The following is a 13439-nucleotide window of genomic DNA, read 5'->3' as shown; positions in this document are numbered from 1 at the left end:
CGTCTTCGCCCATCAGTAGCAGCCTCGGTTCATGTCGCCGATGCAGGTGGTGTTGGCGCGGACGAGCCGGATGATGTTCTGTGCGCGTTCGGCGGCATCGCTGGCGTGGCCGCCCGGGTCGACGAGCGCGGCGACTACCAGGACGAGTTGATCGTCCGGGAGGACGCCGTAGCCCGGCATAGTGCTGTACCTGTACTCGCTGACCCATTCGATCACGGTGACCGGCCCATAGTTTCCGGCGATCTTTGTCCAGGATTCGGGGTCGTGGACGTCGGCGTCGGGCTCAACCCAGCAGGCCGGGTAGTGGCCGTCGTTCTTCCATATCGTGCCGCAGTCGTCCCGCACGACGGTACCGGCGGGCGGCTCCGGGTCGCTGGCGGTCAGGACGCGGTCGACCATCGGATGCTGTGCGCTCACCGCTCCTCCAAGGCGTCGCTGGCCGGGGCGAGTTCCTTCACGTTGTCCCCTCGGTCTACATCGTCCAAATAGGCACGATGCGATGCCAGCAGCCCGTGAACGACACGCTCCTGACGACATAGGGATCGGAGTTGAGATCGGCGTCGACAGCAACATCCACCGGCTGCGCACCACACACCGGGCACAACGGAAGCCAGGAGTTGGGGTTGTCCGGCTCCCACCGTTCACATTCCATGACGAGTGCGTCGACGACGGTCGACTCCTTGTAGACGACGATCCACTCCTTCACCGCTCCTCCGCCCATTCGAACCGCAACCCGGCGGCGCGCATGTCGGCCGGGAGCAGCGTCTCCGTCAGCTGGGCGGCGATCGCGTCGAGGTCGTCCCGGATCCGCTCCCGGCCCGTAGCGACGTCGGCGCGGTTGACGCGGTACACCTGCTCGACAAGGGCCATCAAGGCGTCATCGTCGGGCGCGAGTTCGCTCATGGCGCCCAGTATGCGACTCCAGCCCGGCTACTGGTCGTCGTCCCCGTCGACGTCATCGTCCGCAGCGTCGTACTGGTCGGCGTAGTAGGCCCGGTCGGCCCGCGCGCACTCGTCGGGCGTCTCCTCCCACCACGGGAGGAGACGGGGCGGCGGCGCGGTCACTTGGTGGCCAGCCAGAGGGCGGCGACGAGGAGCGACTGCCCGCTCGCCTCACCCAGCTTGGTCAGCTCGCGGGGCGTGGTGTCGATCGCGGCGAGGACGGCGCGGGCGGTGTCGGGCAGGTCGGGGTCGTGGGGCTGGACGCCGAGGCCGAGCAGGCGGGCCATGACGTTGCCGCGCCGCATGGTGAACGCGTCGGCCCGGTTGTCGTCGTCGTGGCCGATCGCCCGGTCGTAGCCGACGGGCAGGCGCCGTCGGTCGACCTGCGACAGGTACTCGACCGCGGCCGCCTGCACGACACTGCGGCGGGCGGGGGTCATGCGGGTGAGCGCGGTGAGGGCGTGGCGGGTCTGACGGGTCATGACGACTCCAGCGTAGGCAGGACAGGCGGACGAGGCGGCGAAGTTGGACTAGGCGACCTCCGCGAACGAGGTGGCGGCGTAGGGCTGGGTGGCCTTGTAGCTGTGAAGCGCGGTGTACAGGGCGGGGTCGGCCGGGTCATAGACGTAGACGTGAATCCAGCGGCCGGTGGTGCGGTGCTGACTCCAGACGCGGACCGTGTCGGCGCCGAGGTGGCAGGCGCGGTACGCCTTGGCGACATGGCGGCCATACCAGGACTTCTGTCCGTCGGGGAGGTCGCCGGCGCCGATGCGGTCGAGGATGTCGCCGGTCCTCACGAGGCGGCCGGTGTTGACGTGGGCGCCGATGATGCCGGAGAGCGTGGCGTAGCCGAGCGGGCGGCTGGTGGTGAGGGCGGCGCGGATGCTGCGGCGGATCGCGGCGACGGTGTGGTTCATGGGGTCCCCCTTGTTTCGGCGTCTCCAGTGAGACCAATGTATGCCTACTCAGTTCTCCTGTCTACACAGTTGGCACACCTAGTTCGCCTACAGGGGTGGCACACTGGAGTCATGGCAGACATCGACGCACAGAAGATCGAAGAGATCCGCGCCCTCACCGAACGCATGGCCGCAGACCGGGCACGCATCTTCGATCTAATCCCGCAGGTCTTCCCAGAGAAGCGCGGCGAGGAGCAGGTGCGCGGGCGGCTCAACGAGGTCGTCAAGGCGTCCGGATTCACCCGCGAATACGTCGCCCGCATCCGCGATGGGAAGGTGAAACCCTCGTGAGGCGTAGCGACGGAGCGGCATTCAGGAGAGCGCAGAACCGCCACTCCCGGTCCGGAAACCCATGCCACCACTTCATCTACCACCGGCTCACGTGCGATGAGTACGACGAGATGTGGTCGCGCGCAGCTGGTCGCTGCGAGATCTGCCAGACACCCGCGCCCGAGACGGGCGGGCGGCGCCTCGTCGTGGACCACTTTGAGTCGTGGCAGCCCAGGCTTCGGGCAATCCGCGGGATGCTCTGCGACGCTTGCAACTCGACTATGTCCTGCCTCGACGGCACGAAAAGATGGGGGCCGAGGCGCAGCGCACTGGAGCCCCGAGCCCGCGCGTATCAGGCGCGAGCGCTCCGCAGCCTTCCACTCGACCAAATTGCCCTGATAGAGCAGGTCCAGGAACAGCAACGAGACCGGCTAGCTGGGACCCCGGCACGAGCACCACGTAAGCAGCAAGGTGAAGCGCACGTGAGCGAGCAGCCCGACGAGTACGAGATCCGCGCCCGCGTTCTTCGCATCCTCGCCAAGCGCCACCGCTTGAGGGCTGCGGCGTTGGAGGCGTCGGCCGAGATGGTGCTCACCACCCGGTCCATCGAGCGCTTCATGAACCTGCTGACCGAGGCGGAGGCCCGGGACGTCGCCGAGCACCCGGACTTGGCCGAGCTGAACGTGCAGTTGGACGGCTTCTACAGCGCGGATCCGGCGCGCCCCCGCGAGGAGCCCACCGCATGACGACGGCCCCTGCCGGGGATGGCAGGGGCCGCAGGGTGGCTGGCTAGACGTCGGAGTCGATGGGCTCGCCCTGCCGGTCGAACCAGATCTGTCGGCTGAACATCACGCCATCATTCTCCGAGCTGCACGGCTTCGTCGCGGGCTTGGTCGAAGGCGTCGGCGCAACGCTCGCAGAGGTAGTCACGCCCTTGGGTGAACTGGCCCGCACAGCCTTCCGCCTCGCAGCCGACATCGTCGTCGGGCCACGCGGTCGCGGTCGGCTCGGTGATGTCCACGGGTCAGTCGCCGACCATGTCTCGGTACTCGCTGGTCATGTCCCAGAGTGGCGTGAGGAGTTCGTCGGCCTTGCGGAGGAAGACGCCGCGCTCGATGCCGTCCGCGTTGATGGCCTCGCCGAGCAGCGTGCCGGCCGTCTCCAGGTCTTCGTGGCCGTTGATGCCAGCTATGTCGAAGTTCCTGGCCGCGCTGTCGAGTTGGCCGACGAGCGCGTCGAGGTCGGTGGCGGGGGCCTGTTCGGCGACGTAGGCGATGTCCTCGGCGTAGCGGCGGACGAGGTCGTCGGCGGTGATCGTGGCGGTGGTCATGGTGGTCTCCTCTAGTTCGGGTAGGCGGGGCCGTCGTATTCGACGGCGCAGATCTGTGCGTCGAGGTGTTCCTGCTGGGTGCGGAGTACGTCGGTGACGATGCAGTCGATGCTGTTCGTCGAGTTGAAGCTGAGCAGTCGCTTGGTGCGGCGGTCGTACAGCCGGTAGTGGATATCGGTGAACTTCCTGCCGCGTTCCGGCAGCGGCTCGCCATTCCAGGTGTCGGGCATGTGGTCTCCTCTACTGCTGGTTGATGGTTTTGGCCAAGAGGCCGCGGGTGTGCGTGTCCTGGATGCGGGTCAGGTCCACTCCCAGTTCTGTCCAGCGCGCGCGGCGCGGTTGGCGGCGTCTCCGAGTTCGGCGGCGAGGTCGCCCCAGTCGGCGGCCATGAGGCGGTGACGGGCGCCCTTGTGGAGCAGGTCGCCGATGCGGCCGGCTTCACGGGGCGGGACGCTGGCGATGTCGGCAAACGAGCCGTCGAACAGGTCAGCGATCTCCCGCCATTCGGCGGCGGTGAGGACGTGGGCGAGCTGCTGGCCGAGGTTGCTGATGGTGAGCGCGGAGCGGGGGCCCTTGGCGCCATGGCTGATGCTGATTCCCATAGTCACCGCCCCTTTGCTGCGCCGTGGGGACGGACTTCGCCGTCTTCCTCCAGGACGATCTGATCGTGGTCAGCGCAGAAGTACTTGTCTTTGGCCTTGCGTTCGGCGCAGTACTCCGACCACGGCATGCCGTAGGCGATTTGGTATCCGCAGATCTGGCTGCCGGGATCGGGGTTGGTGCGTTGCGTCATCATCGGTCTCCCTGGATCAGATGCTGCGGTTGTGGGCGAGTTCGGCGGCGCGGTCGAATGCCAGGAGAACGGGCGCGACGCTGGTCTGCTGCGCGTTCCAGCTCGGAATCGTCTCGGCCTGCCAGTGGCGCCGGATGGATTCGAGGAGCAGGACGCTCGCGTCATAGCCCTGCTGGCGGCTGGCTGCTTCGAGGCGGATTGCGTGTTCGGGGCAGATAGCGCCGGAGTCGTCGTACAGGGCGTCGCGGCACCAGCCGTCGGTCTCGATCCGGATGCGGGCCCGGTGCAGGAGCGCGGCGATCGGCGTGCTGTACGGGCTGGGGCACGGCACAGGCAGGGCAGGGGGCGCTGCGCCGACTGCGGGCGCTTCGGTGGCGATGTGGGCGCTGTTGATGTCGACGGCGAGGACGGCTATGCGGCAGCGCCCGTCCATTTCGGCGAGGGTCAGCGCCATCCGGGCATCGAGGCTGAGGTCGCCCGGCGCAACGGCCGGTGACGACTTCGTACCGGTCTCGGCAACAGTGATCATCAGACGCGCCAGGAGTTGAGGCGGCCGCGTTTCTGCGGGTCGCTGCCCTGGCGGACGCGCTTGTCGAGACCGCGGAGTTCGGCTTCGTCGAGGAAGGCCTCGTAGTCGCTGCCGAGCGGGGCATCGTCCTGGGGGCCGGGCGACGCGATGTTCCGTAGCCCCTTGGGCGGCCTGGTGTGGATCGGTCCGTCGCGCAGGACGATGCCCTCGACGGACTGACCCCCGACCATGGCGCCGCCGAGGAGGGGGTGGTCGCCGGTGACGGTGTACTCGCTGTAGAGGTGGCTGTCCTCGTAGGGGGCGATGTTCTTGGCTACGTCGAGGGTGACGTAGAAGGTGTCGCCCTTTTTCAGTTCGCGGCTGGCCTTCTTGGCGTCGCGGCGGGTGCGGTCGTAGGTGGTCATCAGGGTCTCCTGTTTACGGTGTTTATGATGGTTTGTTCACTCGGACAGGGCGTGGTTTGCCCCGGTCTGCACCCCAGGCGGGGTTGGATAGGGGGTGGACACGGCCCGGGCGGTGTCCGGGTGTCGTTCGGCCTGTCCGGGTGGATAGACCGGGGCATACCGGCTGATGTCCGGGTACTGATCTCGGGGCAAAGCTCACATATCAGTTGCCTTCGAGGAGGCTCAGCGCGTCGGCGATATCGGCCTTCTGGTAGCCGTTCACGCGGCCCACGCCGTCGATGTCGACCTTGACCGTGCCGCCCGCCCCCGCGTCGCGCAGGAGCTTGCCGAGCCGCGTCTCGGTCATGGTGTCGCCGATGAGTTCCGTCATCTCGGCCAGTTGGGCCACGTCCCGACCCAGCTCGCGCATCGCGGCGAGCGCACCGCGGCAGGCATCCATCTGCATGCGCTCCTCGGGCGTGTGGTGCAGCACGTTGCGGCCCGGCACTCCGTCTCGCTTCGGGCCGCCCGCCGCCGACGACAGGCCGGTGGCGTTGAGGAGGTGCTGCTCGATCGGGTCGTCCCACTGCCCGGCCAGCCGGCCCGCCGTCTCGCGGATCTTCGCGGCCTTCTCCAGCAGCATGGTGATCTCGTCGCGCTCGTCCTCGTCCAGATCGAAGCTGCGAGCCAGGTCGGTGACCCCGGCAAACGGGTTCACCAGCCAGCCGAAGCCGGGGCGCGGAGGATCGAACTTGCTGGCATCCCGGCCGGCGCCCGCCTGCCCTGCGCCGAGGATGGCGTTGGACTGGGTGGCGTTCTCGACGCGCATCGCCCACTTTGCCCCAAGGTTCGCGGACAGGGCCTGCGGGATGACGTCGACCTCCGGGTACTGAGTGATCAGCACGAGGATGATGCCCGCTCCGAGGGCGACCGCGGACAGTTCGATCAGCGCTTCGAGGATCTCTTCACGCAGCGGCTTGCCCGGCCGCGTGTAGGTGGCGAGCTCGTCGATGACGAGGAACTCCAGGCCGCCGATCTGCTCGATGATGGTGGCGACCAGCTTGCTCTTGCCGAGATCGTTGAGGGCACGTTCACGCCGGTCCTTGTCGGCGAGCAGTGCCTTCAAGAGCGCCAGCAGGCGGGCAGGGTCGGGCTTGAAGTAGGTGCTGGCGACGCCCGCCTTGGCGTAGGGGTTCCACTCCGCGTTCTGCTTACCGGCCACGATCCGCAGGTTGATGCGCGGGTCAAAGCCGGCGCCCACGACCAGGTTGGAGGCGCCGACGCCCTTCCCGGAACGAGCGGTGCCCGCGATGACGAACGACTGGTTGTTGATGGCCAGCCGGATGGTGATGCCGCGCTTGTTCCAGCCGACGGGTACGCCGTCCTTCCAGGCGTCCAGCTGAGTCGGCTTCCGAAGGAGCGGGGAGGGGCGTGTGGCCGCGAATGGATCCGTGTCGGTCAGCCACAGCGAGGTGCGCGCCTCCGTCCCTGCCTTCTCGACGTCGACCATGGACACGTCGCGGCCAAGGGCTCCGGCCAGCTTGGGCAGCTTCTTCTTCAGCTCGGCAACGGTGGTACGCGGCGGCAGGTCGAAGACGACAGTGGTGTTGCCGTCCTTCTCCCGCTGCGGCACGGCCAGGATCTGGATCTGCTCGTTCGGCCTGACCTCGCCAATGTTGCGGAGCGCCTGGTCAAGCTCCTCAACCGTGAGCGCGGGCGGCGGCGGGGCGTTGAAGTCCCGCTGTCCGGTCGGCTGTTCGGACTTCGTCATGCTCACCGGCGAGGCCAGCTGCACCGGGATGCTCGGGGCAGATGCAGGCTGGCCGTCGACGAAAGGGCGCGACACGAGGTACCAGCCGTAGCCAGCCGCCGTACCGAGGGCGGCGAGGACGAGCGGCTGCCCGTGGGCGGCCATCTCTATCGCCGTTCCGAACGTGGGCAGGGAGGCGAGGCCGCCACCGGCAAGGATCGCGGCGCGGCCGGCCCGCTTCCCGTGCCGCACATTGTTGATCTCGCGGTCGGTGGGCGGCAAGGGGGGCGTGGCTCGAAGGTGTTCGAGCCTCGACTCTGCTGCGGCAACGCGCCCGCCCGCCGTGGCGACGGTGCCGAAGCCGATGGCCTCTCCGGCTTCGGCGCGCCTCTCGGCGTGTCGGAAGTGTCCGCGTGCTTCGGCGACGGCCCGCTCCTGGTGGGCGACCTTCGCGGCGTGCTGGCGCTGCTTCTTCTCGGCGGCGATCTGGATGACGTCGGCCTCGTCGAGGTCGCCGGCGGCGAGCCACTCTCCGACGCGGGCTCGGGCGTGGCCGCGCTGCACACCGAACGCGGCCTTCATCCGGTCGCCGCGGGATGGTTCCGTGGCCTTTTCCGGCTGCTGCTCGACGGTGGGCTCTGTCTCGGTGGCCACTGGCCTGATTCCTTCCGTGGATTGGGGGGCGAGGCCTGGGTTGGGCCCCGCGGGCGGGTGGCTACAGGCCGCCGAGGACTCCGCTGAGGGAGCCGACGAGGGAGTTGGTCACCTGGTGGCCCATGGTGCCGACGACGGTTCCGGCGAGGGAGATGCCGAGCAGGGCGACGATGACCGCGTCGAGGGCCTTGATGTGGCCGTGCTTGACCTTGAAGAAAACGATGATGCCGAGGACGAGGATGGCGGTGGCGCCGACGGCGATGTACCCGCCGCCTGCCTGGGTGGTGACCTGCTGCGGGTTGTAGCCAGCCGGGTTGTACGCGCCAGCCGGTGTGCTGCTGTTGGGGTTCTGGATGGGGGCGCCCTGGCCGCCGCCGTCGGGGACGACGCCGGTGCCGACGGCCGGGCCGGCGCCGGGCGTCGCGTCGGTCTTGAACGCGGTGACGGTGGCGACGTGCTCGACGCTGGCCGTGTGGCCGTAGCCGCCCATGCCGGTGATCCGGACGGTGCGCCCGTCGGGCAGTCGGATGGGCGCGGTGGCGGCACGGTGGGCGACGGTCTGGGTTGCGGCGGACGCGGTCGGCGAGTCGACGATGGTGATCGCGGCAGCGCCTCCGAGGAGGGCTACGGCCGCACTGCCCGAGACGGCGATCCGACGGATGGCGGCGTTCATTGTGATCTCTCCTTGAGGGGTGGGCTAGTTGTCGCTCGGGCGGGAGTTTTCGGGTGCGGCGAAGGGGTGGTGCGGGGCTCCGTCGACGGTGCGTCGGGCGGCCGTCGTGCGGCCGATCTGACGCCTGGCCCCTTCGCTGTACGGCGGGGTGTCGCCGGGCCTTCGGACGGGCGGCGTGCTGCCGTTGTTGCGGCGTCCGTCGGGGGCGCCAGGGTCCTTCTTCTGGCGGGGCTTGATTTGGGAATCGACCAGCGATCGAGGACCAAGAACTGGCGCCTGCGCGGCGGTCGCCGCGCGCGCTTCGGCGGCGCGGGACTGGGTGTCGATGTCGAGGGTGACGCCGACCTGCCGGAAGCCGGTGACGCGGTGCCACGCCTCGGCCCAGATCTGCTCGGTGACGTGCTGGCAGCCGCGTGCTGAGCGGATCGAATTGGCGATCTTCCAGACGGCGGGATGGTGCTGCTGGCGGTCCTCGTCACGGTGCATCTGCTCGGCCTTGGTACGCGCTTCGGCAGCCTCGGCTGCGATGCGACTCCGCTCGTCGGCGGCGGCCTTTTCGGTGCGGGCCTTCGCGGCGGCTGTTGCTTCTGCCGCGGCCTGCTTCTTGGTCGCCCGGATTTCACGCCGGGACGGGATGCCGTCGGCCTTTTGGGCGATGCCGCGCTCGTAGGTCATGAGGACGACGGGGCCGCCGAGGGAGGCGATCGCGCCGATCAGTCCCGCGTTGAAACCGATCTCCGGGTCGGTCATGCCGCCGTACAGGTTGACCCCAGCGGCGATCAAAGCGCCGACCATGATCCCAATCCGGTATGGCAGGACGTCACGCCGGTGCGCCACAGCCCATGCGGCACCGAATGCCAGCGCCAGGGCGAACCCCTCCAGCAATCCGGGGGCGGCTACGAGGAAGGGATGTTGCGGGTCCCAGAAATGCTCGAACTGGACCGGCGCCGCGATGATCAGGCCGATGGCGTAGATGCCGCGCGCGCCCCACCGCCACCACCGTTCCGAGCGTTCCTGCTCGGCCAACCGCTGCGCTTCCCGGCTGGCCTTGTCAGCGGCCGTCTTCGTAACCTCATCGGTCTCGGCGTTGGAGCGGGCGATCTCGGTGTTCCTCTTCGCGACGAACGCCTCGTGACTGACCTTGTCCTTCTCCAGGCGCATCGCTGCCCGCTCGTTAGCCAGACGCTGCTTCTCGGCCTCCTCGGCGGCGCGCAGCCTTTCGGCTTCGACCTCTCCCTGTGCCTTGATGCGGATGGCCTCGGCTTCGGCTTCGGCGCGTTTCCGGATCGCCTCCGCCTCGGCCAGGGCCACCGGGTCGAACCGGGGCTCGGGCGAGGTCGCGGGCTTTCCGCTGACCTGCTTGACGACGGTGGTGGTCACGGCACTTGATCCTTTCGAGTGAGCGGGGGGCTGGCCGGTTCTCCTTGCCGCAGGGGGTGCGGGTTCCTGCGGCGCGGTCAGCCGGTCAGTCGCCGGTGATCTTCTTGCCGGATTCGAGGTACGCCTCGGCCCGGACCAGCTCGTCGGTGGTCAGGTTCCGATCGATGAGCTTCTCGGCGATCTGCTGGTCGCCGTTGGCAACGAGCACTGCTGCGACGGCGGTCCGGGCGCATTCCTTGTCGGTCTTGCGGCTGTGCCGGCCCATGGCGGGCTCCTTCCGGTCAGGCGTGCTAACGGTCAGCGGCGGAACAGTCCCGGCTTGCGGTCGCCGTAGAGACCGCTATTCGGGTCGGCGGTGTGGCTCTTGTGGACTCGGTAGCCATCGCGCGTCGTGACGGCCTTGTCGTTCTTGCCAATCGGATGTCCGCACGCCTGGCAGGGCTTGCTGAACAGGCCCATGGCGGGCCCCCTCTCAGTCAGGCGTGCTGGTGGATGTAGCGGGCGGCGGCTTGCAGCTCGTTGTGGGCGTCGCGGGCCTGATCGCCGACGGTCTTGACGTCCTCGTCAGGCACCTCGCCGAGGGCGAAGGAGTAGCCGACGAGGTCGCCGGCCAGGCGCAGGAGTTCACGGTCGTCGGTGGCGACGGTCAACGCGGTCATGCCGTCGGTGACAGCGGTGTGGGCCGCGTACCGCAGTCGGCGCGCCTCGGGGGTGTCGGGGATATCGTCCCGCTGGGCTTGGATCTTCTGGTACTGCTCTCCGCGGTGCGCGGCCGCCGCGCCAAGGACCCACACCAGGGCTTCCTTGACCTCCTCGCGGTGCGCATCCCGGCGCGAGGTCGCATGCATGGCGTACTGGGCGAACACGGCCATGGCCGCACCGGCGAGCACCCCAACAGCGCTGACGATCGCGGTACCCATCAGTCCATCAACCCGCGGTTGTGGGCCCGGAGGATCTCGGGGTTCGTGGTGTAGCGGACCTTGCAGCCGTTGACCTCGCAGCCGTAGTAGCCGTCACCCGCGTACTCCATCGTCTGGCCGCAGTGCTTCGGCAGCTTGCCCTCCTTTGCGAGCTGGGCGTGCAGCATGTCGTAGCCGTCGATCTCCTGGAAGCGGCCCATCACGGGCCTCCTTTCGTTGGTGTCGGTCGGACAGCGGTCAGGCGCCCCAGATTTCGTCGAGGTCGCGGTTGTGCTCATCGGCGATGCGCTGCCGTTCGCCCTGCTGATGCCGAATCTCGGCGTCGAGGGCGGCAGCGTCGGCGAAATTGCCGCGGTCGCGGTGGCGCTTCTGGCTGGCCTTGACTTCGCGGATGTTGTCGCTGGCCTCACGGATGGTGGTGGGGCGGCTGAAGTAGGACGTGAAGCCCACAACATCTCCTTGTTGTTGACGGTCCGCCGGTTGGCGGTCGCGCCCCGGGCGGGGGTCGATCCCGCGCCCTCGCGGCTGAATGCCGGGGCTGTCGTGCAGCGGTTCAGCGGCGTCGGATTCGATTGCCGGCCAAGACGGCGGCGCAGGTGATGAACAGGACGATCAGGGAAGCCTCGGCGCAGCCTTCGTTGGCGTGCTTCTTGGCGTGCGCCTCGCACTGCGCGCAGGGATCGTTCGCGGGGCCGATCCCGAACCAGTTGTCGCTGTGGAGCTCCGCATGCTGCTCGCACGGGTGGCAGCGTTCACCGGCCACGTCAGCCCGCCTCCCCGCCCGGCTTCGGCATGGACCAGCAAGCGGCGGCGTGGGCGTTGGCGTCGTCGCGGGCGTAGATCACGCGGCTGGAGTCGTTGTCGTAGTCGCAGCCCAGGCAGCGGTACGCGTACCTGCCGGTGCGGTACGTCTTGCTGACCTCGACGACAGCGCCGCCCCGGGTGCGGAAGCGCATGACGACCGTGTTCGTCGTTTCGGTGGTGGTCTCGGGCATCGGGGTTTCCCCTCGGCGGCGGGTCAGGAACGCGGGCAGAGCGATCAGGGACATCACAGGTCACCGCCGTTGCGGAGGTACGCCTCGAAGTCGGCGATGAGCTTGTCGCCGTCGACGGTCTCCGCCTGCATCGCCTTACTGTGCCCGGCCGCGAACTGGAGCCGCTCAACGTCGTCGAGAGACAAGAGCGCGAAACCAGCGAAGTCCCCGCCAGGGGTGAGGATCATGACCCGGGCCGCAATATCGGTGTCGGGGCTCATCGACGCCAGCGCCTTATGCAGGCTGCGGGCAGCCATGCCGTCGAGCTCGTGGGCTTGCTTGGCCCGGTCAACGGTGGCTTTGGCCCACAAGGCGGCGCAGTGCGCGTACCGGGCGCCGGGCGTCACGTCATCCATCACCGCTCACCGCCCTTCGGCGCCGGGCTGTGCGAACCGGCCGGGCACTGGTCGACCCAGCAGTGGTGCACCTGGCACTGGTCCGGCAACGGCACGAACAAGCCCTGCCACAGGGCGTCGGACATGACCGGGGCCGGGGTGCGGACGTAAGAGGCGGCCACGTGGGCCAGACGGTCCGCCGCCGACATCGCGGGGGCGGCAACAGGCGGGGTCATGACGCCTCCCCACGGTGGAACTCGCTGTCGGTGAGGATGAACGACGCGGCACCCCGGGCGTTGTGCGCGTAGTGCGCGTCAAGGCAGAGGCCCTTTGCCTCAGCGCTCGTGGCGCTGGCCAGCTTGCGGTTGATCTCCTCCAACCGGGCCGTCGCCTCAGCGTGCGCCTTCTCTGCGGCCTCGATCTCGGCCTTGCTGTAGCAGCCCATCACGCCACCGCCGCAGGGGTGTTGAACGCGTCGAGCTCGTCGACGAGCCGGGGCTCGTCGGGGTGGGCGGCATCGAAACCGGCAGCCGCCGCGACGATCGCGCTCATCGCCTCGGTGTCGCGGGCCTGCCACGCCTCGAAAAACCGGGTGTGGAGCTCGGCGGCGAGACGGTCAGCGGCCTCGGGGGATGCGACGAACGTCATCGCTCGGAGGCGGGCGGAGGCGTCGGTGGGGGTCGGGGAAAGGGTGGGAAGGGTCAGGTTCTTCATCAGGCCACCTCCGATCCGTCGTCGACGACGTACAGCAGCCCCGCGACCGCAGCCTCAAGCCGGGCTACGTTCTTCCGGACCGCCTGGACACCACTCCCGCCCGACGCCTTCGAGGCGGCCAGAGCGGCACGCGCCTCGCCGACGAAGAACCAGTCGGTCTCCGTCAGCACCGGGGCGCCGAACGACTCGATGGCGTGCAGCTCGTCGACGAGCGGCTGCTCGTCAGGGTGGGCGCGGTCGTAGTCGGCGGCCTCCGCCTGCAGACGCGACTTCGCCTTCACGTCACGGACACCGCGAGCCCTCACGTAAGCCGTCACCAGCCCGGCACGCAGCAGATCAGTGTCGGAGATGTCGGGGTTGGGGTTGCTGTCGATGGTGATCGCGGCATCGGCGTCCGCGAGGGAAAGAGTGAGGTTCTGCATCAGGCCACCGCCTTGGAGTCGTCGGTGTGGCAGCCGACTTCGGATTCGGGGATCCGGAAGGCGCCGCCGACGGCGGTGCCGGTACCCGGCTCGTAGGGCTTGCCGTGACGAAGGGCCCTCAGATGGCCCCCGTTGATCCATCGGTAGATGGTTGCGGGGTGCACGTCGAGGAGCTCCGCCACCTCCTTCACGCTCAGCATCGAGTCCTCCGTGGATTGGCTTCGCACGATGCCGCAACCATATCTGCTCGATCAGTTTTTTATCAAGGTGTTGCAGTCGTATTAGTCTGCATCCGAACCTCTATCCGTATTCATCAAGGGCTTAAGGTGGAGGTCAGGGCCCAGATGGGGCATC

Annotated in this window: 31 protein-coding genes and 1 pseudogene; 3 read left to right on the top strand and 29 right to left on the bottom strand. The window is 68.5% G+C overall.

The window, feature by feature from the left end; translation table 11 throughout:
- Positions 1–12 precede the first annotated feature (12 nt).
- The 6 genes from BG418_RS15340 to BG418_RS15320 are packed head-to-tail and all read right to left on the bottom strand — an operon-like array spanning position 13 to position 1859.
- The gene (locus BG418_RS15340; RefSeq protein ID WP_188274392.1) at positions 13–417 is read right to left on the bottom strand and encodes a hypothetical protein; all 405 of its coding nucleotides are present in this window, start codon (positions 415–417) and stop codon (positions 13–15) included.
- 55 nt (positions 418–472) lie between these two features.
- Positions 473–706 carry a hypothetical protein gene (locus BG418_RS15335; protein ID WP_188274391.1) on the bottom strand — a complete coding sequence of 78 codons (234 nt, stop codon included), beginning with the start codon at positions 704–706 and terminating at the stop codon, positions 473–475.
- A complete protein-coding gene (locus tag BG418_RS15330; RefSeq protein ID WP_188274390.1) occupies positions 703–903 on the bottom strand; it encodes a hypothetical protein in 201 nt (66 codons plus the stop codon). The genes BG418_RS15335 and BG418_RS15330 overlap by 4 nt, the downstream gene beginning before the upstream one ends.
- A gap of 27 nt (positions 904–930) precedes the next feature.
- Positions 931–1065 carry a hypothetical protein gene (locus BG418_RS40535; protein ID WP_262928586.1) on the bottom strand — a complete coding sequence of 45 codons (135 nt, stop codon included), beginning with the start codon at positions 1063–1065 and terminating at the stop codon, positions 931–933.
- A complete protein-coding gene (locus tag BG418_RS15325; RefSeq protein ID WP_188274389.1) occupies positions 1062–1424 on the bottom strand; it encodes a hypothetical protein in 363 nt (120 codons plus the stop codon). Before BG418_RS15325 ends, BG418_RS40535 begins: the two co-directional genes overlap by 4 nt.
- A 48-nt stretch (positions 1425–1472) precedes the next feature.
- Positions 1473–1859: a hypothetical protein gene (locus tag BG418_RS15320; RefSeq protein WP_188274388.1), complete on the bottom strand. Its 387-nt coding sequence runs from the start codon at positions 1857–1859 to the stop codon at positions 1473–1475.
- A 111-nt stretch (positions 1860–1970) separates the two neighbouring features.
- On the opposite strand from BG418_RS15320, the gene BG418_RS15315 reads away from it, so the two are divergent.
- From BG418_RS15315 to BG418_RS40530, 3 genes and pseudogenes are all read left to right on the top strand, one after another.
- The gene (locus tag BG418_RS15315; RefSeq protein WP_188274387.1) at positions 1971–2189 is read left to right on the top strand and encodes a hypothetical protein; all 219 of its coding nucleotides are present in this window, start codon (positions 1971–1973) and stop codon (positions 2187–2189) included.
- Positions 2186–2440: pseudogene (locus BG418_RS41185) on the top strand (endonuclease domain-containing protein); the annotation flags it as partial. The gene BG418_RS15315 and the pseudogene BG418_RS41185, both read left to right, overlap by 4 nt.
- A gap of 210 nt (positions 2441–2650) precedes the next feature.
- Positions 2651–2914, top strand: a complete 264-nt coding sequence (locus BG418_RS40530; RefSeq protein WP_262928585.1) for a hypothetical protein — start codon at positions 2651–2653, stop codon at positions 2912–2914.
- A gap of 110 nt (positions 2915–3024) precedes the next feature.
- On the opposite strand, the gene BG418_RS15305 is transcribed toward BG418_RS40530, so the two are convergent.
- From BG418_RS15305 to BG418_RS15195, 23 genes are all read right to left on the bottom strand, one after another.
- Positions 3025–3189 carry a hypothetical protein gene (locus BG418_RS15305; protein WP_188274385.1) on the bottom strand — a complete coding sequence of 55 codons (165 nt, stop codon included), beginning with the start codon at positions 3187–3189 and terminating at the stop codon, positions 3025–3027.
- A gap of 3 nt (positions 3190–3192) precedes the next feature.
- Complete coding sequence (locus BG418_RS15300; protein WP_188274384.1) at positions 3193–3498, bottom strand: hypothetical protein; 306 nt, start codon at positions 3496–3498, stop codon at positions 3193–3195.
- Positions 3499–3509: 11 nt separating this feature from the next.
- Positions 3510–3728: a hypothetical protein gene (locus BG418_RS15295; RefSeq protein WP_188274383.1), complete on the bottom strand. Its 219-nt coding sequence runs from the start codon at positions 3726–3728 to the stop codon at positions 3510–3512.
- Between the two features lie 69 nt (positions 3729–3797).
- Positions 3798–4100 carry a hypothetical protein gene (locus BG418_RS15290; RefSeq protein ID WP_188274382.1) on the bottom strand — a complete coding sequence of 101 codons (303 nt, stop codon included), beginning with the start codon at positions 4098–4100 and terminating at the stop codon, positions 3798–3800.
- 2 nt (positions 4101–4102) lie between these two features.
- Complete coding sequence (locus BG418_RS15285) at positions 4103–4291, bottom strand: hypothetical protein (RefSeq protein WP_188274381.1); 189 nt, start codon at positions 4289–4291, stop codon at positions 4103–4105.
- Positions 4292–4307: 16 nt separating this feature from the next.
- The gene (locus BG418_RS15280) at positions 4308–4820 is read right to left on the bottom strand and encodes a hypothetical protein (protein WP_188274380.1); all 513 of its coding nucleotides are present in this window, start codon (positions 4818–4820) and stop codon (positions 4308–4310) included.
- A complete protein-coding gene (locus BG418_RS15275) occupies positions 4820–5224 on the bottom strand; it encodes a hypothetical protein (RefSeq protein WP_188274379.1) in 405 nt (134 codons plus the stop codon). The genes BG418_RS15280 and BG418_RS15275 overlap by 1 nt, the downstream gene beginning before the upstream one ends.
- A 202-nt stretch (positions 5225–5426) precedes the next feature.
- A complete protein-coding gene (locus tag BG418_RS15270) occupies positions 5427–7607 on the bottom strand; it encodes a hypothetical protein (RefSeq protein WP_188274378.1) in 2181 nt (726 codons plus the stop codon).
- 61 nt (positions 7608–7668) lie between these two features.
- A complete protein-coding gene (locus tag BG418_RS15265) occupies positions 7669–8280 on the bottom strand; it encodes a hypothetical protein (RefSeq protein ID WP_188274377.1) in 612 nt (203 codons plus the stop codon).
- Positions 8281–8304: 24 nt separating this feature from the next.
- The gene (locus tag BG418_RS15260; protein WP_188274376.1) at positions 8305–9660 is read right to left on the bottom strand and encodes a hypothetical protein; all 1356 of its coding nucleotides are present in this window, start codon (positions 9658–9660) and stop codon (positions 8305–8307) included.
- An 85-nt stretch (positions 9661–9745) separates the two neighbouring features.
- A complete protein-coding gene (locus BG418_RS15255) occupies positions 9746–9925 on the bottom strand; it encodes a hypothetical protein (protein WP_188274375.1) in 180 nt (59 codons plus the stop codon).
- Between the two features lie 32 nt (positions 9926–9957).
- The gene (locus BG418_RS15250; RefSeq protein WP_188274374.1) at positions 9958–10119 is read right to left on the bottom strand and encodes a hypothetical protein; all 162 of its coding nucleotides are present in this window, start codon (positions 10117–10119) and stop codon (positions 9958–9960) included.
- Between the two features lie 17 nt (positions 10120–10136).
- A complete protein-coding gene (locus BG418_RS15245) occupies positions 10137–10580 on the bottom strand; it encodes a hypothetical protein (protein WP_188274373.1) in 444 nt (147 codons plus the stop codon).
- A complete protein-coding gene (locus BG418_RS15240) occupies positions 10580–10780 on the bottom strand; it encodes a hypothetical protein (RefSeq protein WP_188274372.1) in 201 nt (66 codons plus the stop codon). Before BG418_RS15240 ends, BG418_RS15245 begins: the two co-directional genes overlap by 1 nt.
- Positions 10781–10817: 37 nt before the next feature.
- Entirely contained in the window at positions 10818–11030 is a 213-nt protein-coding gene (locus BG418_RS15235) for a hypothetical protein (RefSeq protein ID WP_188274371.1), read from the bottom strand.
- A gap of 103 nt (positions 11031–11133) precedes the next feature.
- The gene (locus BG418_RS15230; protein WP_188274370.1) at positions 11134–11343 is read right to left on the bottom strand and encodes a hypothetical protein; all 210 of its coding nucleotides are present in this window, start codon (positions 11341–11343) and stop codon (positions 11134–11136) included.
- Between the two features lies 1 nt (position 11344).
- A complete protein-coding gene (locus BG418_RS15225; RefSeq protein WP_188274369.1) occupies positions 11345–11629 on the bottom strand; it encodes a hypothetical protein in 285 nt (94 codons plus the stop codon).
- Positions 11629–11970 (bottom strand): hypothetical protein, encoded by a 342-nt coding sequence (locus BG418_RS15220; protein ID WP_188274368.1) that lies wholly within the window; start codon positions 11968–11970, stop codon positions 11629–11631. Before BG418_RS15220 ends, BG418_RS15225 begins: the two co-directional genes overlap by 1 nt.
- Positions 11970–12185 (bottom strand): hypothetical protein, encoded by a 216-nt coding sequence (locus BG418_RS15215; protein WP_188274367.1) that lies wholly within the window; start codon positions 12183–12185, stop codon positions 11970–11972. The genes BG418_RS15220 and BG418_RS15215 overlap by 1 nt, the downstream gene beginning before the upstream one ends.
- Positions 12182–12394, bottom strand: a complete 213-nt coding sequence (locus tag BG418_RS15210) for a hypothetical protein (protein WP_188274366.1) — start codon at positions 12392–12394, stop codon at positions 12182–12184. Before BG418_RS15210 ends, BG418_RS15215 begins: the two co-directional genes overlap by 4 nt.
- The gene (locus BG418_RS15205; protein ID WP_188274365.1) at positions 12394–12663 is read right to left on the bottom strand and encodes a hypothetical protein; all 270 of its coding nucleotides are present in this window, start codon (positions 12661–12663) and stop codon (positions 12394–12396) included. The genes BG418_RS15210 and BG418_RS15205 overlap by 1 nt, the downstream gene beginning before the upstream one ends.
- A complete protein-coding gene (locus tag BG418_RS15200) occupies positions 12663–13085 on the bottom strand; it encodes a hypothetical protein (protein ID WP_188274364.1) in 423 nt (140 codons plus the stop codon). The genes BG418_RS15205 and BG418_RS15200 overlap by 1 nt, the downstream gene beginning before the upstream one ends.
- Complete coding sequence (locus BG418_RS15195; protein ID WP_188274363.1) at positions 13085–13285, bottom strand: helix-turn-helix domain-containing protein; 201 nt, start codon at positions 13283–13285, stop codon at positions 13085–13087. Before BG418_RS15195 ends, BG418_RS15200 begins: the two co-directional genes overlap by 1 nt.
- Between the last annotated feature and the right edge of the window lie 154 nt (positions 13286–13439).

The sequence above is a fragment of the Streptomyces sp. CBMA152 genome (assembly GCF_014596475.1).
Lineage (GTDB): Bacteria > Actinomycetota > Actinomycetes > Streptomycetales > Streptomycetaceae > Streptomyces.
This window is presented reverse-complemented; position numbering and strand designations above follow the sequence as displayed.